The 19,793-nt window shown below is 46.6% G+C and carries 18 protein-coding genes; 10 read left to right on the forward strand and 8 right to left on the reverse strand.

From position 1 onward, the window contains the following. A partial coding sequence (locus tag LSG37_RS19100; protein WP_436286427.1) for an alpha/beta hydrolase family protein occupies window positions 1-435 on the reverse strand: 435 nt, incomplete at its 3' end. Between the two features lie 226 nt (window positions 436-661). On the opposite strand from LSG37_RS19100, the gene LSG37_RS19105 reads away from it, so the two are divergent. From LSG37_RS19105 to LSG37_RS19115, 3 genes are all read left to right on the forward strand, one after another. Beyond that, on the forward strand, window positions 662-1,384 hold the full coding sequence (locus LSG37_RS19105; protein WP_233081511.1) for a substrate-binding periplasmic protein: 723 nt from the start codon (window positions 662-664) through the stop codon (window positions 1,382-1,384). Window positions 1,385-1,487: 103 nt separating this feature from the next. After that, window positions 1,488-2,138, forward strand: a complete 651-nt coding sequence (locus LSG37_RS19110) for a substrate-binding periplasmic protein (RefSeq protein ID WP_233081512.1) — start codon at window positions 1,488-1,490, stop codon at window positions 2,136-2,138. A 198-nt stretch (window positions 2,139-2,336) separates the two neighbouring features. Beyond that, on the forward strand, window positions 2,337-3,062 hold the full coding sequence (locus tag LSG37_RS19115; RefSeq protein ID WP_233081513.1) for a hypothetical protein: 726 nt from the start codon (window positions 2,337-2,339) through the stop codon (window positions 3,060-3,062). Window positions 3,063-3,087: 25 nt separating this feature from the next. Here the strand turns inward: LSG37_RS19115 and LSG37_RS19120 are convergent, their stop codons facing one another. After that, window positions 3,088-3,831, reverse strand: coding sequence for a ferredoxin--NADP reductase (locus tag LSG37_RS19120; protein ID WP_233081514.1), 744 nt, complete (start codon window positions 3,829-3,831; stop codon window positions 3,088-3,090). 133 nt (window positions 3,832-3,964) lie between these two features. Continuing rightward, window positions 3,965-6,034 carry a S9 family peptidase gene (locus LSG37_RS19125; RefSeq protein ID WP_233081516.1) on the reverse strand — a complete coding sequence of 690 codons (2,070 nt, stop codon included), beginning with the start codon at window positions 6,032-6,034 and terminating at the stop codon, window positions 3,965-3,967. Window positions 6,035-6,237: 203 nt separating this feature from the next. Here LSG37_RS19125 and LSG37_RS19130 point away from each other — a divergent pair, with 203 nt between their 5' ends. Genes LSG37_RS19130 through dtd form a run of 4 tightly spaced genes read left to right on the forward strand, consistent with a single transcriptional unit; the run spans window position 6,238 to window position 9,574 of the window. Continuing rightward, window positions 6,238-7,272 (forward strand): FAD:protein FMN transferase, encoded by a 1,035-nt coding sequence (locus LSG37_RS19130; protein ID WP_233081517.1) that lies wholly within the window; start codon window positions 6,238-6,240, stop codon window positions 7,270-7,272. Between the two features lie 6 nt (window positions 7,273-7,278). Continuing rightward, entirely contained in the window at window positions 7,279-8,169 is an 891-nt protein-coding gene (locus tag LSG37_RS19135) for a virulence factor BrkB family protein (protein ID WP_233081519.1), read from the forward strand. Then, a complete protein-coding gene (pip, locus tag LSG37_RS19140) occupies window positions 8,166-9,140 on the forward strand; it encodes a prolyl aminopeptidase (RefSeq protein WP_233081521.1) in 975 nt (324 codons plus the stop codon). Before LSG37_RS19135 ends, pip begins: the two co-directional genes overlap by 4 nt. Further along, the gene (gene dtd / locus LSG37_RS19145; RefSeq protein ID WP_233081523.1) at window positions 9,137-9,574 is read left to right on the forward strand and encodes a D-aminoacyl-tRNA deacylase; all 438 of its coding nucleotides are present in this window, start codon (window positions 9,137-9,139) and stop codon (window positions 9,572-9,574) included. The genes pip and dtd overlap by 4 nt, the downstream gene beginning before the upstream one ends. Here the strand turns inward: dtd and LSG37_RS19150 are convergent. Further along, window positions 9,552-10,169 carry a class I SAM-dependent methyltransferase gene (locus LSG37_RS19150; RefSeq protein ID WP_233081524.1) on the reverse strand — a complete coding sequence of 206 codons (618 nt, stop codon included), beginning with the start codon at window positions 10,167-10,169 and terminating at the stop codon, window positions 9,552-9,554. The genes dtd and LSG37_RS19150 overlap by 23 nt on opposite strands. Window positions 10,170-10,204: 35 nt before the next feature. Between LSG37_RS19150 and LSG37_RS21470 the strand changes: the two genes are divergently transcribed. Both LSG37_RS21470 and LSG37_RS19160 read left to right on the forward strand, forming a co-directional pair. Continuing rightward, complete coding sequence (locus LSG37_RS21470; RefSeq protein WP_233081525.1) at window positions 10,205-11,104, forward strand: bifunctional GNAT family N-acetyltransferase/hotdog fold thioesterase; 900 nt, start codon at window positions 10,205-10,207, stop codon at window positions 11,102-11,104. A 152-nt stretch (window positions 11,105-11,256) separates the two neighbouring features. Next, window positions 11,257-11,874, forward strand: coding sequence for a restriction endonuclease (locus tag LSG37_RS19160; RefSeq protein ID WP_233081526.1), 618 nt, complete (start codon window positions 11,257-11,259; stop codon window positions 11,872-11,874). 359 nt (window positions 11,875-12,233) lie between these two features. Here the strand turns inward: LSG37_RS19160 and LSG37_RS19165 are convergent, their stop codons facing one another. The 4 genes from LSG37_RS19165 to hutC all read right to left on the reverse strand — a co-directional run bounded on the left by LSG37_RS19165 (window position 12,234) and on the right by hutC (window position 18,415). Further along, entirely contained in the window at window positions 12,234-14,261 is a 2,028-nt protein-coding gene (locus LSG37_RS19165; RefSeq protein WP_233081528.1) for a methyl-accepting chemotaxis protein, read from the reverse strand. 187 nt (window positions 14,262-14,448) lie between these two features. Continuing rightward, a complete protein-coding gene (hutH, locus tag LSG37_RS19170; protein ID WP_233081530.1) occupies window positions 14,449-15,984 on the reverse strand; it encodes a histidine ammonia-lyase in 1,536 nt (511 codons plus the stop codon). 16 nt (window positions 15,985-16,000) lie between these two features. Then, window positions 16,001-17,677 carry a urocanate hydratase gene (gene hutU, locus LSG37_RS19175; protein ID WP_233081532.1) on the reverse strand — a complete coding sequence of 559 codons (1,677 nt, stop codon included), beginning with the start codon at window positions 17,675-17,677 and terminating at the stop codon, window positions 16,001-16,003. A gap of 12 nt (window positions 17,678-17,689) precedes the next feature. Further along, window positions 17,690-18,415 carry a histidine utilization transcriptional repressor HutC gene (gene hutC, locus LSG37_RS19180; RefSeq protein ID WP_233081533.1) on the reverse strand — a complete coding sequence of 242 codons (726 nt, stop codon included), beginning with the start codon at window positions 18,413-18,415 and terminating at the stop codon, window positions 17,690-17,692. Window positions 18,416-18,465: 50 nt separating this feature from the next. Between hutC and hutI the strand changes: the two genes are divergently transcribed. Further along, window positions 18,466-19,776, forward strand: a complete 1,311-nt coding sequence (gene hutI / locus LSG37_RS19185) for an imidazolonepropionase (RefSeq protein ID WP_233081535.1) — start codon at window positions 18,466-18,468, stop codon at window positions 19,774-19,776. Window positions 19,777-19,793: the final 17 nt, after the last annotated feature.

The following is a 19,793-nucleotide window of genomic DNA, read 5'->3' on the forward strand; positions in this document are numbered from 1 at the left end:
GCTCAGATCCGGGTTTTTGCGTAAACCATGATTTCGGGCATCTATAGCCACTACGGCATAGCCCTTGGTTAAGGCCATCGCTGTGATTTTGTCTGTTTGCTCATAGGTTGCGCTGGTTTTGAAATGATCCTGCCACCAGCGAATTTGACTTCTGCCCATCGCATGAGCACCAATCAGCACTGGCACAGGGCTCTGAATAGCTTTTGGATCTTGTGGGTAGCTGATACGACCATTGACAGTCACGCCATCAAAGCTCTGGTAAGTGAACTCAAAACTTTGTGGGCTTAGCTCTTTGAGCTCCAGTTGCACCTGCTGTTGCACAGGGTAAGCATATCTGGCTGCGAGTTCCTCTGCGCTTAAGCTATAAGGTTTTAAGCCAAATACGCCATACCAAAGCGCTGCTACTCCTGCTATCACAACACCTATAGTTAACATCGTTTTTTTTCCTTTTGTCAGAGCCATAACCTTGTCCTGTTTTGTTTTCCGGTTGTGGAAACGGAAATTGATAGCAGTGCCACAAACAATAAAGCAGCAAATGTCAAAACAATGTGAAATAGCAATTTGTTGTGAAAGGAGAAGCTGTTTTACATTCCAGACTCAAGGAATGCTGCTAGAGTTAATTCAGTATCAGCTGTCGTTTTTGTTTTAGTGGTCATGAGCTATGTCTAAGTTTTTGTTGTATTTCATACTGTGGCTGGCTTGTACCCAGAATGCTTCAGCACAGCATTCGTTACAATTTTTGATGCCAGATTACCCACCTTATACTTATCAGGAAAATGGGCAGAATAAGGGAATTGGCTATGAGGCTGTCGCCATGATTATGGCGGAGATGCAGCAGCCAATGACTGTACAGTTGGTGCCGCATTTTGGTCATGCTGTGACTGATATGCAGCGTGGCTTGGCAGATGGTTTTTTTCTGGCGACAGAGAGCGCAGAACGCAATAAAGTGGCTGAATACTCAGAACCTGTGCTGATGATCCAGTGGACTTGGGTCTGGTTAAAACAGCGCACAGATTTATTGCCAGGCTCTGCCAGCTTTAAACACAAAGCTCAGGTTTCCGCCCAATCCAACAGCAATATCCACAGGTGGTTAAAAGAGCATAACTATCAGGTAACAGCAGGAACTACAGATATCAGGGGCTTGCTGAATTTACTGAAATTCAAAAGAGTAGACGCTATTTTATTACCAGAGCTGACAGTAAAGACGTTGTTGGCAGAACAAGGCACTGATGCTGCTTTGTATAGTTTTCAACAAGAAATTACCTTACCTTTTGCAATTTACATCAACAACATTTACCTGAAAAAGCACCCACAATTTATGCTCGAGTTAAACGCCGCTATTCGTCGTTATCAGGCCAGAACTGATGATGTTCAGCCTGATTGATCAGCTGTTCAAAGGGCGCGGTGGTAAAAAACGGCTGCTTGTTATTTTGTGCTGCCTCTGTCTGCCAACCGCGCTTCCAGCAAACGAAACCTTGCGGATGGCGATGCCAGATTATCCTCCTTATACCTATGTGCAAGATGGCGCTTATCATGGCTTTGGTTATGAAGCTTTTGTCAGCATCATGGCTGATCTGCAACAGAATTTTACTATTGTGCCTGAGCCTAATTACGGCAGGGCAGTGAAGGATTTGCAAAACCAGGTGGTGGATGGTTTATTTTTGGCTTCTGAGAACGAAGAACGCAATGCTGTGGCTGAGTTTTCTGAGGCAGTGTCTTACAGTGGTTGGACCTGGGTATGGTTAAAAGAACGTACTGAATTGGATCCTGCTGCTGCTGATTTTAAAAAAAAGGCCATAGTTTCAGCTCAATTAAACAGTAACACTTATCTGTGGATAGTGAAGCAGAACTACAAAATGGCAGGAGCCCCCAGCAATATCCGCATGTTATTTACTATGTTAAATTCCCGTAGGGTAGATGCTATTCTGTTGCCTGAACTGACAGCAAAAGCTGTGATGCAACAGGAAAAGCTAGACCCCAATTTGTATTCAATGCATTTGGAAGTACAGCTGCCTTTTGGCATTTATATCAGCAAAGCTTATATAGCCCGCAATCCGGATATTATGCCTAAGTTAAATCAGGCGATCAGGCGCTACCACGATCGTAAACAGAATTCCGACTCTGCATCTTTTGATTAAAACATCAAAATGGCTTTGTTTAGTTATTCTTCAGCCAAGGCTGAAACTATTTACCTATTCTTCCATCTGAATGCACTGCATTTGCCCTGAACCTCAAATTATCCACAGATTCAGCAGCCAGTCAGGCAAATCAGACAATATGAATGGTTGCAAATCGGCCTTGTTCTCCTACAATGGCGCGGCAACTGGAGGGTGGTGATGAAATTTTCGGCAGTAATAGTGTTGGCTTTAACGACCAATTCGGTGATGGCAACCGAATGGTGGCAAACCAAACAGGATCCAAATAATACCCAGGTGATAGCTTTGGGTAAAAAGCCTGTGCTTTCTGTGGCGAACTGCCCGGAAGATACGGCACTGCGTTATTACCTGAAAGCCGAAAAAATAGTTGCGTTGCAAAACACCTGGTATCAACAAGCTAGTGAAGAGCCTCATACTGATTTATATCGCTGGGTGTATGGCGCTACCTGGCTGGAGAAATTAAATCAGGCGGTGTGGCCCGGTACTGAAGATTTCACCAAAGCTGCTTTCCCTGGTGAGATCCAACAACTGACGATGGAATTTCCTCAATCTGAACAAGACAATTTAGCTTTTGATGACGTGCTGGTATTTAATCTGCAATTTGCCGGTTTTACTGCCGATCATAAGCCCGATTTACGTATTAGTCTGGACAGGGATTTAAGCAGAGTCGCTGGGGTAGGTGACTTGGATTTAGCGCTGAATCATCGCTTAGCTAACAATATTTGTGTGGTGCATAGCCTGAATCAGCTGGCGCAGGACAAACAGGTTGAACTGAAAATTAAAGGTAAAACAGTACCACAGCTGAAAATCAGCTCAGAAGCTGTTGCCAGTCAGCTTTGTCTGGTTGAAATTCATCAGCAGCAAGCAGTTAAAGGTTCTCTGACATTACCTGTCACCCAGTGTTAACAGCTCAATAGCCTCTATCCGTAGGCTATTTCCAGTATTGCTCTACTGTGATCTGCCCCGGATCACGGCGTAAATTCTTTTTCAGACCAAGGCTTTCCAGCACGGCTTTGGTTTCAGTGATCATTTGTGGATTACCGCACAATAAGACTTGGGATTGAGTACCCAAGCTCTGGCCACAAGTTGCCTGAAGCGTGCCGCTTTGGATTAACTCCGGAATACGTTGCTGCAAAGCGCCCACTGACTTTTCTCTGGTGACTACAGGCTGATAATGCAGTTGCGTACTATAACGCTGCTGAAACTGCCGGATCATTGGCTGATACACCAATTCAGCTTCAAAGCGCACACTGTGCAGCAGAATAATAGAAGAAAAACGTTGCCATGGGGTCTCTGTGCCCAACATGGACAGATAAGGCCCAATACCAGTGCCGGTGGAGATCAGCCAAAGGTTTTCACCGTCAGGGACTTCATCCAGAATAAAAAATCCGCTGGCAGGTTGGCTGACCTGTACTGTGTCGCCAGGTTTTAATTGCTGCAGCAAAGGCGAGAGTAAGCCATCCGCTACAGTGCTGATTAAAAACTCCTGTTCTTTACTGTCCGGGCTATTGAGCAGCGAATAAGCGCGTTGCGCCTTGCCATCAGCTGTGTCCAAAGCCAACCGCACAAACTGACCGGCAATAAAGTCGAAGGGCTCTGTTTGCACTTTGATACTGAACAAAGTATCAGTCCAGTGCGTATTTGCTGTTACTGTGCCGTCAAGCCACTGCGCCATAAGTTGCTTCCTGTAGGGCTACTACCTGAATCAAGACTAACAAAACTGTACTTATATACAAGCACAGTGCCCACAGGCTTTTCGCTTGGCAAAAAAAAGCCCGGAAATCCGGGCTTGATGTGGTGATGGGCTTTTAGTTTGAACTGGTTTTGTATTGATTAAACCAGGCCAGAATATATTCCACTTTAGTGATCATTCGGCTGGGTTTATTGGCGATGCCATGAGGTGCGCCAGGGATCCGTACCAAAGCTGTATCTACTTTGCGAATTTTTAAGGCCTGATAAAACTGCTCAGATTCGCTGATGGGTGTGCGTCTGTCATTTTCACCTGTCATCAGCATGGTAGGTGTAGTAACGTTCCCCACCAGCGATAAAGGCGAACGTTGCCAGTAATGCTCTACATTTTCCCAAGGTACACCAGGGAATTGATGAAAGGTCTGGTACAGGTAACTATCTCCTGTCAGCACTTTACTTAGCCAGTTGATGATAGGTTTAACTACAGCCGCTGCTTTATAACGCTGAGTTAAACCCACTGCATAGGCTGTTGCTATGCCACCAGCTGAACCACCAGCGATAAACAGGTTGTCTTTATCGACAAAACCCAGCTCAATCATCGCATTCACACCTGAATCATGATCGGCATAGTCTTCAGGCGAGCTGTATTTTCCATGCAACAACATGGCAAAACGTTCACCGTAGGATGAGCTGCCTCTGTGGTTGTCGTAAAACACCACATAACCTTCGGCAGCAAAACGTTGCATCTCAGCACTGAAATGCGGGCCATAAGCCAGATGTGGACCGCCGTGAATTTCCAGCATCATTGGGTGTTTTTTCTTCGGATCAAAGTCTGGCGGCGTAATGTACCAGCCCTGGATTGGCTCGCCATCAAAAGATGATTTGTAATTAATTTCATGCACTTGCCCGAGCTTTTTATGCCCCAGCAGATCTTCGTTTAACTGAGTTAAAGTGCGGGTTTTGCCATTCACTATCACAGCCACATCGGCCGGACGCTGGGCGTTGCCCTGAGTAAAGGCAATGACTTCATTAGCGACACTGTATTCGCCACTTAAATAAGGCTGAGGTAAACCAGCGCCGGACACTTGATCCGTCAGTTGCTGCAGCTTGCCGGATAAAGACACCGATGCGAGCGTACGTTTGCCTTTATCGTCAAACTGGATCACTAAACTGCCATTATCCAGCCACTGTGGGTTTTCGACGTCACGATCCAGCTCTTTCGTCAGATCTTTTATTTCACCTGAGCGCCAGTCCATCAGTTTCAGCTTGCCGTTGGTGTAAGGCACTTTTTCATTATTGCCCCAGACAAATGCCAGATACTTGCCATCGGGCGAAAATACCGCAGAGCTCTCCCGGCCAGCCATAGTGGTCAGTTGTTTTAACTCGCTACTGGCCAAAGTGAATTGATACAAGTCGCTGTCGCGTGGCTGATATTCCCATTCTTTGTGGGTATTGGCAGAAAAAATCAGTGCTTTACCGTCTGGTGTCCAGCTTAAATCTGAGCCGTAGTTCAAATCACCGCTGGTCAGCTGACGTTCTTTGCCTCCAGTGGCAGGCAACACAAAAAGATGGCGGAACTCTGATTTTAAAAAGCCCTGACCATCAGCCTGATACTGAGCCCGTTCAATCAGAACAGCTGGCTCTGACCATTTTGCACCTTCAGGTTTTTTCGGCATTTTGGTGGCTTTGGCAAGCTTGGTCGGTTGAGCCGGCACATTCATGGTAAAAGCCAGGTGTTCACCATCAGGCGACCAGCTTAAGTTACCCGGGCTTTTAGGCAGTTGACTGACTAAAGCAGTTTTGTTTTCTTTGATGTAATGCACATGGATTTGGCGTGAGCCGGAGCGGTCAGAAATAAAGGCGATACGGCTGCCGTCTTCAGACCAGCGTGGGCTGCCATAGTTAAATTGATCAACAAACAAAGGGCTTTGACGGCCGGTTTTTACATCCAGTAACCATAAACTGCTGTGGGTGCCGTCTGTCATAATATCGTTGCTGTTGCGCACATACACAACTTGTTTGCCGTCTGGTGAAACTTGCGGATCGTTGGCATATTCCAGCGCAAAAATATCTTCGGATTCAAAGTAGGGGCTGGTTGCAGCGGATGCCAAAACCGGCGCTGCGCAAAGTAATGCAGTACTGGCGATACAGGAATAAATAAAAGGCGCGAAGGCCACGGGCTTTTTCATCGGTAAACCTCTTTTGATAGGACAAGGGTTAAACTAACCTGACTCAGGCTATCGCACAATTTAGCAGCGACCAAAACCTGAATTTAAGCGTTTAGTTTGTCTGCTTATTTGGCCTGAGGCCAGTCACTGCGGCCCTGGCGGCTGGATTTCGCAGCTCATTTTGTTTACACTGGCGCCACCTTTCCCTTGGTTTGTAGTCTTTTATGACGTTAAAAAGTTTCAGTGTTTTGACCCTCCTTCTTGTTGGTTTAGTCGCTTGTAGTCAACCCGATCCGATACAACGTATTTCAGGCCCTGCTCAGGGTTCCAGTTTTACTGTCAGTTTTTGGACTGAACAGGATCTGGACAGAAGTGGTTTGGAAAAACAGCTAAAAGATGAGCTGGATCGTATCGACCTGCTGATGTCGAATTACAGACCAGACTCTGTGATTGAAGCCTTTAATGCTCAGCAAAGTGACGAGCTGGTAGAAGTAGGTGAAGAACTGGTACTGATGGTGGATATAGCCAAACAAATATCGGCCCAGAGTGAAGGTTGTTACGACTTAACAGTCAAACCATATTTTGAGCTGTGGGGCTTTCGTGGCGACAAATTAACCAAACCCAGTGCTGAACAAATTCAGGCGTTAAAACAAACCATAGGATTAGACAAGCTTAGCAGTGACGGCAGTCGCATGGCGAAGCATAATCCGGGTTTAAGAGTGGATGTGTCTTCTATAGCCCAGGGTTATACAGTTGGCCAACTGGCAAAAATTCTCGATAAGGCGGGTATTCAAAATTACCTGGTGGAAGTTGGGGGTGAACTGGTCAGTAAAGGCAAAAAGCCGGAAGCCAAAGCCTGGCGTGTTGCTATTGAAAAACCTTTGCCTGATTCACAAAAACTACAAAAAATTATCAGTGTGCAGCAAGACGAACCTTTATCTATCATGACATCTGGCACTTATCGCCATTTTTATGATCTGGATGGTGTACGCTACAGCCATGTACTGGATGCCCGCACTGGCACCCCTGTAACCCACAATACGGTGTCGACCACTATTTTAATACCAGACCCAACCTGGGGCGATGCCTGGTCTACCGCCTTTTTATGTATGGGCAGCGAGCAAGGACTGAAAGTGGCAGATGAACTGAAGTTACCTGTGTTATTTATTGATCAGCAAGGTGCTGATTTTATTGAAAAACCAAGCCAGGCCTTAACTGAAGCTTTAGCTTCAGGTACAGCCTTCAGCTTCGTGGAGTAAAACCTGATGGCGCAAGGATGGGATAAAGAGAAGCTGCAGCAGTTGCGTTTAAAGGGCAATGATTTTTTAACTTTGTATTTTAAACGTTGCCAGCACGACCAAATCAATGTGATTGGTGGTTATCTGGCTTATATCTCGTTATTGTCCCTGGTGCCTTTTATTGCTGTGATGTTTTCAGTGATGGGCGCTTTTCCGATGTTTGCGGAACTGCGCGATCAGCTCGAGGCTTTTTTATATGCCAATGTGGCACCAGCGAAGGGCGATGATTTACGTCTGTATATTGCTGGTTTTGTTGAAAACATTGGCAAAATGACAGCTGTGGGTATTGGTGCTTTGGTGCTGGTGGCTTTAATGCTGATCCACAATATCGACAAAACCATCAACAGCATATTCCGCATCAAAAAACGGCCACGATTGATTATTTCGTTTTCGATTTATTGGATGGTGCTGACCTTTGGGCCTATTCTGCTTGGGGCATCCATTGCTGTCACTTCTTATATTCTGTCTTTTTCCAGCCTGGCTGACGGCTACACTCCGGGGTTAAGCAGCGTACTACTGGCACTGACACCTTATGTGTTTTCTATTCTGGCTTTTTTCCTGCTGTATCTGGTGGTTCCTAACGCCAAAGTGCAGTATCGCCATGCCCTGATTGGCGCAGTAACCGCCAGCGTCATGTTTGAATTGTTAAAGAAAGGTTTTGCTCTTTATATCACTCATTTTCCATCCTATCAGGCCATTTATGGCGCCTTGGCTTTAGTGCCGATTTTGTTTTTGTGGATTTATCTGGTGTGGCTGGTGGTGTTGTTAGGGGCTGAGTTAACAGCTTTGCTGGAAGAACGTTATCTGCAAGCGGCTTCAGAAGCAGAGAAAGCAGCAGAAAAGGACACTACAGCATGAATACAGCTGCAGCTATAGAGGCTTTTGCCACTCAATGGCTGGACACTGCAGATGGACAGCAGATTTATCTGGAGCAAAGTGGTAACCCCCAAGGCGTTCCGGTGGTTTATTGCCATGGTGGACCAGGAGGCGGCAGCTCACCTTTTCATCGCCAGCTGTTTGACCCTACTTTGTACCACATTATTATTTTTGATCAGCGTGGTTGTGGTTTATCCACCCCTGCTTTGCAGCTGGATAGCAACAGTACTGAGCATTTAATTGCCGATATGGAGCAAATTCGCCGGCATTTGCACATTGAAAGCTGGGTAGTCGCAGGTGGATCCTGGGGCAGTACTTTGGCTTTGGCTTATGGTCAGGCTTATCCGGATCGTTGTCTGGGTTTTATCTTACGTGGCATTTTCCTTGGCCGTCAGCAGGATATAGATTGGTTATACCGGGCTGGTTTTGGTGCCAGTCAGGTTTTTCCTGATTATTATCAGGATTTTATAAAGCCAGTGGCACATCTGTCAGATGTAGATATTCTGCAGGCTTATCAGTTGCAGCTGCATCATCATGATGAAAGCATCCGGCTAGAGGCCGCTTTGGCCTGGAGTATCTGGGAATCCCGCATTGCTACTTTGTTACCTAATGAATTTTCCCGTGGTGGTGATATGGATGCCCAGTCGGCTTTAGCTTTAGCTTTGATTGAACACCATTATTTTCAGCATCAGTGTTTTTTTGAGCCGAACCAATTGCTTAATAACATACATAAAATCAATCATTTACCTTGCCAGATAGTGCATGGTCGTTATGACATGGTATGCAAAGCCGAAAATGCCTTTAGTCTGGCTTCGCTTTGGCCTGGTGCAGAATTAAATTGGGTCGTGGATGCCGGACACTCAGCGTCTGAAGTTGGGATCTGCAGCGCCTTATATCAGGCCAGCCTGGAGATGGCTGAGCAGTTGCAGGCTTTGGGTGCAAAAGCGCTATGAAAGCTTTGATCCAGCGGGTCAGTTCCGCCAGTGTTACAGTCGATCAACAGCTGGTTGGTGCCATTAATACCGGCTTACTGGTATTACTTGGCGTAGAAAAAGACGATACAGAATTACAGTTAAAAAAGCTGGCTGATAAAGTGCTGAAGTACAGAGTATTTTCCGATGAAAACGGCAAAATGAATTTAAATGTGCAGCAAGCTGGTGGTGCCTTATTGGTGGTCTCGCAATTTACCTTAGCTGCAGACACTAATTCAGGCTTAAGACCCAGTTTCTCCACTGCTGCTGTGCCTGATACGGCGTTGAAGTTGTATCAGGACTTTGTCGGTTATTGCAGAAGTTGTGGTATCGAGGTTGCTACAGGTCAGTTTGGTGCTGATATGCAGGTGGCTTTAGTGAACAATGGCCCTGTCACTTTTCTGTTAGAGACTTAACTTCGTACAGCAGATTCAGATAGCCTTCGATCGGGTGACACTGATAACTGCGCTCCGTCAGCAATGCTTCCAGTTGCTGATGGTATTCAGGTTGCGACAAATTAATCAAAATGGTTCCGCTTTGCTCCAATGTCTTTTGCATCGCCTGCTGCCAGCCGTCAAAAAGCGGATAAATATCCCAAAGCACAAAAGACCATTGCTGTTGATTGTTTTTTAGGAAATCCTGAGCAGGCAGAGCTATTAACTCTTCTTTGCCCTTCAGGCAAAAAAAACGCAGATAAGCATCAATCACAGTCTGATTTAGTTCCACTGTCACCAGTTGAGTGGTTGGCAACACTGTGGCGATAAAACGGTTGATATCACCGCCTCCCAAGCCTAGCTGCAATACAGACTGTGGTTTAAGCTGTTGTAACGAGCGCAGAATAGGCACCAGATGTGGCGATAGTGTCGCTGCCGGTGCTAACTGGTTCATCTTACTTTGCATGATGCCGTCCAGATAAAGGCATAAAAAAGGCCCTTCTTCAGTCAGCTCCAGCCGGGGCGGACCCGATTGGAACCAGACTAACTGTTGTATAGCGTCAGGTTTTTGTTCCACAATACCCTCAAATCAACTGACTACAGGACGACGAAGTGAACTGGCAGCTTAGCGCCCCACAGACTGAAGCTCAATGGTTAGCTTATTATCAATTACGCTGGCATGTCTTAAGAGCTCCTTGGGATCAACCCAAAGGCTCGGAGCAGGATGAGTTGGAGGCAGAGTCTTTTCATCGCATGGTATGCACCGAAGACGGCGAGGTGGTGGCTGTTGGTCGTTTGCATAAAGTAGACGAGCAGACAGCTCAGGTACGTTATATGGCGGTGTCGGACCAATGGCAGGGGCATGGTTTAGGCGCTATGGTACTGCAGCAGTTAGAACAGGTGGCGCTGGAGCAGGGCATGCAGCGGATCATTTTGAATGCCCGCGATACGGCTTCAGGTTTTTATCAAAAAGCAGGCTACAGCTACCTTGAACCCGCCAATTCGTTATTTGGTATTGCTCATCATCGTTATGTCAAAACTTTAGGTTTTTCCGCATCCACTGAGCTTCTGCAGCAATGGCTGCCCGAACTACAGCAAACCTTCTGGCAGAAAATTCCATTGTCGGCCTATATGCAGTTACAGGTGCAGTCGGTGGACAAACATAAAATCTGTTGCAGTGCACCTTTAGATCCCAATATCAACTTACATCACACCATGTTTGCCGGCAGTATTTATACACTGGGAACCTTAACGGCTTGGGGTATGGTCTGGTTGTTACTAAAAGATCAGCAACTGGATGGAGATATTGTATTGGCTGATGCTCATATCCGTTATCTGAAACCTGTTACAGGTGCAGCTGAAGGCCGCTGCTGGCGGCACCAATGCGAACCTGATTTCTCTGCTTTGCTACAACAGCGTAAAGCCAGGCTGGATATCAAGGTTGATATCTTTTGTGATGATATCCAAGTCGCTGTATTTGAAGGTCGTTTTGCAGTATTACCAAAAAAATAGCGGTAGGGGCGGGGTTTATCCCCGCCCGTCTTTAGTTCCATAAGCCACTGTTTTGATATTGAGATATGTAAAGCAAATATCAGGGTTCATTCAGGTAAAAACTGCTGGCGAATTTGATACTACAGCTATCAAGTCCGTCAGGAGTAGCACTAATGAATAATAAATGGTTGATCAGCTCATGTGTTGCGACAGCCGCAGGAATAATTGCTGGCGCAACCTACCTGTTATTTTCTGAGTATTCAGTTTTATCCGGCAGCCAAAGCTGGGTGTTAAGTTCCACCTGGTCCAGTGTGATGTTATGGCTTTTTGTTTCTATGTTTCTGCTGGCCTTGTTGTTTAATATTCTGGCCTTTCTGGAACTGGAACGTCAGGAAGAAGTGCTGAATCCGATGTGGTGGCCACAAGGTAATAAACTCGGACGGCAGCAGCAACAGTTTAAAGAAAACACTCAACTTTTATTACAGTTCTTTGGCCGTGAAATGGAATCGGTAGAAGACTGTGATTCCCACTTTTTAGTCCGTCGTCAGCAACAGGCTTTATTGCTTTATATCCAACCTGAATTGGATCAGGCGCTAACTGTGGCTCAGGTTCGTTCTGTGTTTCAACAGATGTTATCGCTGAATTGCCAGCGTGGTTTGATTGTCTGCTATCAGAAAATTAATAGTCAGGTACGACTCTTTGCTGCTGAAGCTGGTATAGAACTTTTTGACCAGCAACGTCTGAAAAAATATATGAATGCTGAAAATTTCGACCAACTGGCGCTGATATAAGGCTGTTATCACGCTATATAAAGCTTTCGTCATGTTTTTATCGCCAAATTTGTCATGATGATCAAGCGTTTACGAATGTTAGACATGGAACGAACAAAGATAACGGATTACACACTTCCTGCCTGGCCAGACACTGTCTGGCCATTTTTTTAACTTTCATCCTGACCCTTTCTGATGCTGCCCTCTGCTCGATTTAAACAACAACCCAATAAAACGACTGTGACTTTGATTTCCAGAATAACAAGCTCGGGATTGTTGCACTTGCCGAAAAGAAAAGAGCAGCTTAGCTATGTTTTATCACCTGAGACAAAAAAGCCAGAGCAATGGCTCTGGCTGATGGCTTTATTAAAAGATGGGTATTAATGTAACTTGAAGCTGCGCACCGCATTTTCCAGTGTGCCAGCTGCGGTAGCAACCTGAGCGCTTTGTTCCAATGTGGAGGTTGCACGTTCAGTACTTTGTTCTGCTAAATCCACCATACTGTGCATGCTGTGTTCTATCGCAGTTCCAAGTTGTAGTTGGCTGGACGTGGTGGTGGCAATGTTATCGCTGATTTGATGCATGGCTTCAATGGCCTGGTTAATTTCAGCCAAAGCTGTCATCAACTGACTGTTTTGTGCCACACAGTTATTGGCGTCGGTCTGACCTTTTTCAATCGACTTTACCGCATGCATACTTTGTTGCTGCAAGCTGCCAATCATAGTACGGATTTCATCAGTAGCCTGCTGACTGCGCACAGCTAAAGAACGGACTTCATCTGCGACCACAGCAAAACCACGGCCTTGTTCACCGGCTCTGGCTGCCTCTATGGCAGCGTTTAACGCAAGCAGGTTAGTTTGTTCAGCTATGCCACGAATAGTCGTCAGAATGCCGCCTATGTTGTTGGATTCTGCATTGACAGCCTGCATGGTATTACTGGTGTCATTCAGTTGCTGTGCCAGCTCCTGAATTAGCCTGTTGTTAGCGGCAGATACCTGATCAATTTGCTGACTTTGATTTAACGCCAGCTGCATTTGTTGCTGCGCCTGGTCTGCTTGTTCGGCGATCTGATGCGTATTGGTGGCCAGTTGTTGAGTGATACCGTTTACTTCTGCCACCTGATGATGCTGGGTGCTCAAAGCCTGATGAATAGCGCTGACTTCCTGACTGGATAAACGGGCGCTTTGATTGAGCTCCAGCACTCCTTGTTGTATTTGCTCAATCAGTTGCCGCAGGGCTTTGATCAGGGTGTTGACGTTGGCAGATAACTCACCAAATTCATCGTCGGAATTAATGGTTAGCTCCCGGCTTAAATCGCCTTGCGCGATACGATCCAGCACTCTGTTGATACCGGACAAAGGCGTGATCATGGCTTTGATAGTCAGATAAGCTGCACCTACAGCTAAGCCAACCAAAACAATCAGCATAATCACAGCGCGAATAGTACCGGAGTTTAAAGCTGAAGACAGATCCTGCTGCAACGAATTAAACTGACTGTCAGCCTGACTAATCATTTGATCTAAAGCTGCAACAGCCTGGGTCACCTGCTGCTCGGACAGGTCCAGTTGTTGCCGTGCCGCTTGCAGTTGTTTCACCTGCAACAACTTGATACTGACCAGGTTATTTTCGTCTTCAACCCTGGTTTTGGCTTCATCCAGTTGAGCTAAGAAATCCTGCCATAAATCATCAGCAGCCACTTGTTTGACAATATTGGCGATGTAATCCAGATTGCCTTGCATATCACTAAAGGCAAACTCCAAGTTTTCCTGGCTGGTCGTGAGTTGTTCCGGATCGGTCATAGCCGCGATTTCACGTACAGTTTTTAGCAAACCCAAAAGCTGACCATCTACCCGGCCAGCTGCGCCTTCCAGTAATTCCATTTGGCTGGTTTTACCCGGCGCTTCCAAAAAGGAGATATCCACTAAGGTAGCGCCAGCGGCATCAATCAGGTTTTCCAGCTCTTTCAGTTCTGCCGCTGCCTGTTCACCCTGTGTTATGGCTTCTAAACGGGCTTTAAACAGTTGTTCAACAGCTTGCTGATAGGCCTGATAAGTTTGCTGAGCTTCAGTTAAAGGCTTTTGTAACGTAGGTTCTTTGGCAACTAAAGGCGTCAGACTGGCCATTCTGTTGCGATAAACCTCGGCCGCCTGAGTAAATTCGTTTTGATAACTTTTAATTTTGCTGGCATCTTCTGCTGTGTAACCCAAAGCAGATAACTTGGCGAGTTTAAGTAACTGAATTTGCGCCATATTGCTTTGCTGTTGCACAGGCACTGCCGTTTCATTCATCTGGCTGCTGGTGCTGTTGACTACTGCAAAACTCCAGAGCGAGGATAAACTGGCGACTAATAACAGCAAGGCAATAAAGCCAAAGCCCAGATAAATTTTATGTGCGACACGAAGTTTCATAGACAAATTCCAACTGCTGTTATGGTTTTAGTATTGGTTAGAAATAAGGCAATAGGTATATACGCAGCTGAAACTAACAAAGTTTTTTTAACTGGTCCAGCCAGATTGGTGCAAATTTAGTTTTTTCTGATAAAAAAAGAGCACCAACTTGGTGCTCTTTGTTAGAAAGTGTAATTAAACTAATGGTTTAGAAACTGCTTAGTAAATTAGCAGGTAGTAAAGTATTTAAGCTGCCATGACGCAACAGTTCAGCGGCTTTTTCGATATCAGGTGCAAAGTAGCGATCAACATCATAGAAGCTAACTTCCTGACGTAATACGGCTTTTGCTTGTTCTACCGCAGCAGCGCCTTTTAATGGTGCACGGAAGTCTAAACCCTGAGCTGCCGCCAGATATTCAACCGCCAATACGCCAAGTGTATTTTCTGCCATATCCGCTAAACGACGGGCAGCAAAAGTGGCCATAGACACATGATCTTCCTGATTGGCGGAAGTCGGTAAACTGTCGACAGAAGCCGGATGTGCCAGAGATTTATTCTCTGAAGCCAAAGCTGCAGCTGTGACCTGAGCAATCATAAAGCCGCTATTTACGCCACCGTTATTGACTAAAAAGGCCGGTAACTTGCTTAAATGTGAGTCGATCAAAAGTGCCATACGGCGCTCTGAAATAGACCCAATTTCAGCAATGGCCAAAGCCAGATTATCGGCCGCCATAGCCACAGGTTCAGCGTGGAAGTTACCACCAGAGATAATGTCATCTTCAGCAGCAAACACCAGCGGGTTGTCGGTCACGCCGTTTGCTTCTACCAATAACACAGAAGCAGCAAAACGGATTTGAGCTAAACAGGCACCCATCACCTGAGGCTGGCAACGTAAGCTGTATGGGTCTTGTACTTTTTCACAGTCGATATGGGACTCGGCAATTTCTGAACTCTCACCTAATAAATGGCGATAAATCAAAGCGGCGTCAATCTGGCCTTGCTGACCACGCACTGCATGAATACGAGCATCAAAAGGTGAGCGGCTACCCATAGCAGCTTCCACACTCATAGCACCAATCACTGAACCTGCGGCATATAAGTCTTCAGCGCGGAATAAGCCTTCCAAAGCAAAAGCAGTGGATGCCTGAGTTCCGTTTAATAACGCCAAACCTTCTTTCGCCGCTAAGGTAATTGGCTCTAAACCGGCTATGGCTAAACCTTCTTTGGCGGAGTAAATCTGACCAGCAATACAAACTTCGCCTTCACCAATTAAAGGCAGCACCATATGAGATAAAGGGGCTAAATCGCCTGAAGCGCCGACTGAGCCTTTTTTCGGAATACAAGGATAGACACCAGCATTAACCAGTTTAATCAGCGCATTGATCACCAAAGGGCGAACGCCTGAATAACCGCGGGCTAACGAATTAATTTTCAGTACCAGCATTAAACGTACTGTGCTGTCGTCCATCAGATCGCCAAAGCCAGCGGCATGCGATAAAACAATAGAACGTTGCAGAGTTTCCAGTTTGTCCTGATCAATTTTGGTATTAGCCAGTAAACCAAAACCAGTATTGATGCCATACACAGTGCGGTTTTCGGCGACAATTTTCGCCACTGTTGCAGCTGAGGCTTCAATGGCTGGCAAAGCGGCTGGGTCTAAAGTCACAGTCACTGCATGTTGTTGCACCTGACGCAGTTGCGCCAATGTGAGTTCACCAGGGGTGATGGTTAAAGCGTAAGTCATAGTCTTATCCTTCAAATTAGTTCTGGTTGATCATTGGCAGATCAAGGCCTTGTTCACGGGCGCAGTTTTTCGCTATGTCATAACCAGCGTCGGCATGACGCATCACGCCAGTGCCAGGGTCATTCCACAATACGCGGCCTAAACGGCGTGCTGCAGCTTCAGTACCGTCGGCTAAAATCACCACACCTGAATGCTGGCTGTAACCCATACCTACACCACCACCATGGTGCAAGGACACCCAGGTTGCGCCGCCCGCTGTATTTAACAGCGCGTTTAATAATGGCCAGTCAGACACTGCGTCTGATCCATCCATCATGGCTTCAGTTTCGCGGTTTGGACTGGCCACAGAGCCTGAGTCTAAATGGTCACGACCAATGATGATCGGCGCTTTTAATTCGCCGTTTTTCACCATGTCGTTAAAAGCTAAGGCAATACGGGCACGGTCTTTTAAGCCAATCCAGCAAATACGGGCTGGTAAACCCTGGAACTTAATACGCTCACGCGCCATATCCAACCAGCGGTGTAAGTGTGGATTGTCCGGGATCAGCTCTTTGACTTTAGCGTCGGTTTTGTAGATATCTTCTGGATCGCCAGATAAAGCCACCCAGCGGAATGGACCTATGCCTTCACAAAACAACGGACGGATATAAGCTGGGACAAAACCCGGATAATCAAAAGCGTTAGCAACACCCATATCCAAAGCCATCTGGCGGATATTGTTGCCGTAATCCACAGCTACAGCACCTTTGCTTTGCATATCCAAAGTGGCTTGAACCTGAACAGCCATTGAGGCTTTAGCAGCTTGTACTACTGCAGTTTCGCTTTCAAGGCGACGCGCTTTGGTTTGCTCCATAGTCCAGCCTTGTGGCAGGTAACCGTTCAGTGGATCGTGAGCGGAAGTTTGGTCAGTCACTACGTCAGGAATGATATTGCGGGCAACCAATTCTGCGAAGATATCGGCAGCATTGCCTAACAAGCCGATAGAAGTAGGTTTGCCTGATGCTTTGGCTGCTTCTAACTGGGCTAAAGCTTCATCCAGGTTGTAGGCTTTTTGATCAACATAACCAGTGCGTAAGCGGAAATCGATACGGGATTCATCCACTTCACAGGCAATCATATGAAAACCAGCCATAGTGGCTGCTAAAGGCTGAGCGCCACCCATGCCACCTAAACCACCAGTTAATACCCATTTGCCATTTGGCTCACCGGCAAAATGCTGTTTGGCGATGGCAACAAAAGTCTCGTAGGTGCCCTGAACTATGCCCTGAGTACCAATGTAGATCCAGGAGCCAGCCGTCATCTGGCCATACATCATCAGGCCTTGTTTATCCAGCTCGTTAAAATGTTCCCAGTTGGCCCAGTTGGGTACCAGGTTCGAGTTGGCCAACAACACACGAGGCGCGTCCGGGTGAGTTGGGAATACGCCTACAGGTTTACCGCTTTGGATCAATAAAGTCTGGTCGTCGTTTAATCTGTCCAGTACTTCGACAATTTTGTCATAACAAGCCCAATCACGGGCAGCACGGCCAATACCACCGTACACCACCAATGAAGTAGGGTGCTCTGCTACCTCAGGATCGAGGTTATTCATCAACATACGTTTGGCGGCTTCGGTCTGCCAGCTCTTGGCGGTAATTTCGCTGCCGCGGGCGGCGCGGATCACACGGCTTGGGTCTAAACGTGGATTACTCATAGGGTTATCTCTTTAAGTCTTAGGTTTGATATTCAGGTGCCCGCCCAGTCGATAGCGGCTGCCTGCAGAGGTCAAATAGGCAAAACTGACAGCGCCGCCCCGGCTGAAGGTGCGGCGTGTTAGGCGTAAACAAGGTTCAGAAGCGGGTATTTTCAAATGCTGGCGGGTCAGTTCATCCGGCAATACGGCTTCCACTACATGCTCGGCGTCTGTTAAAGGTGCCACAGCACTTAAGTATTCATGGGGAGTTTGCAGTACAAAGTCCTGCGCTAAATAATCCGGCACTTGCTCCGGATTGACATAACGGGCTTCCAGTTGCAGCGGCTGCTGGTTTTCGTAATGCACAATCAATGAAAAAAACACCGGCGCATTGCGGCTTAAGCCCAAAGCTGTAGCGACAACACCAGGGCAGGGCAGACTGGTCAGCTGCACCAGTTCAGCTTTATGAAAATGGCCACGGCGCTGAATTTCATCGGCAATGTTACGAATTTCCAGCAAGGAGGATTGCGACTTCGGCGAGGCGACAAAACTGCCAACGCCCTGAGTGCGATACAACACCCCTTGTTCGGTTAATTCCTGCAAAGCACGGCGTGCAGTCATGCGGCTGACGGCAAACTGGGTCGCCAGCTCGTTTTCTGATGGAATACGACTATGCTCAGGCCAGGCCGCAGTTTCTACCTGACTCAAAATATAATCTTTGATAGTGGCAAACTTCTTTTGCCCTGAACTGTTTTCCATGACCGGTTTGACGCCTTGAAGTTAATGTAGAGAAAAATAGCTGAATTTGGTTGTATATACAAGTTGATCGGGTAGAATTAATTTCAGCGCTGAAAAATCAGGCCAAACGCCATGAAGGGGATGAAATGCAAGTCTTTGATGCAATTTGGATTAATGTCAATTTAGCCACCATGACCGATAATGGTCAGCCTTATGGTGCTATTACCAATGGCGCATTGGCAGTCAAAGACGGCCGTATTGCCTGGCTTGGCCCTAAAGCAGAATTGCCTGAAACCGATTTGTTATCGACGCCTCTATATGATGGCAAAGGCCAATGGTTACTACCGGGTTTGATCGACTGTCATACCCATTTGGTGTATGCCGGTAGCCGCGCCAATGAATTTGAAATGCGTTTAAATGGCGCGACCTATCAGCAAATTGCAGAAGCGGGCGGTGGTATTAAATCCACTGTGGCGGCGACTCGTGCCGCCAGCCATGAAGACTTGTTTGTGCTGGGAAAACAGCGCTTAAATGCTTTGTTAAGCCAGGGCGTGACCACTGTAGAAATTAAATCAGGTTATGGTTTGGATCTGGAAACAGAGCAAAAAATCCTCGAAGTCGCGGCAGAGCTAAACCGCACTCATCCTGTCGATATTCAGAAAACCTTTTTAGGTGCTCATGCTTTGCCGTTGGAGTACGCAGGACGGCCTGATGATTATATGCAGCTGGTGGTGGAACACATGTTGCCGCAACTGCATCAACAGGGCTTAGTTGATGCTGTCGACGTATTTTGTGAGGGCATAGGTTTTTCAGTAGAACAAAGTCGCTTATTGTTTGAAAAAGCCAAAGCTTTAGGTGTACCTGTGAAAGCTCATGCTGAGCAGTTATCGCACTTAGGTGGAGCCAGTTTAGTAGCTGAATTTAGTGGTTTATCTGCGGATCATATTGAATATTTGCAAGAGCATGACGTGCTGGCCATGAAAGCTGCTGGTACTGTGGCCGTGGTATTACCCGGTGCTTTTTATTTTTTGCGCGAAACCAAATTACCCCCTTTTGATCTGTTGCGTAAACATCAGGTACCTATGGCAATTTCTACTGACTTAAACCCAGGCACCTCGCCTTTTTGTAATTTGCCTTTAATGTTGAATATGGCCTGTACTTTATTCCGTTTTACGCCGGAAGAAGCCATAGCAGGCGTGACCCGACATGCAGCAGCTGCTTTGGGCATGGCTGACAGGGGAACTTTGGCTACAGGCCTGCAGGCTGATTTTGGGCTTTATCAAATCAGCCAGCCAGCAGAGTTGTGTTATCAGTTTGGCGTCAGCACTTTAACTCAGTTGGTGAAAGCCGGGCGGGATGTCAATCTGCGTGGACTGAGCTAACTTTACAAGGCAGAAAA

The organism is Rheinheimera soli, from assembly GCF_021290985.1.
Taxonomy (GTDB): Bacteria; Pseudomonadota; Gammaproteobacteria; order Enterobacterales; family Alteromonadaceae; genus Pararheinheimera; species Pararheinheimera soli.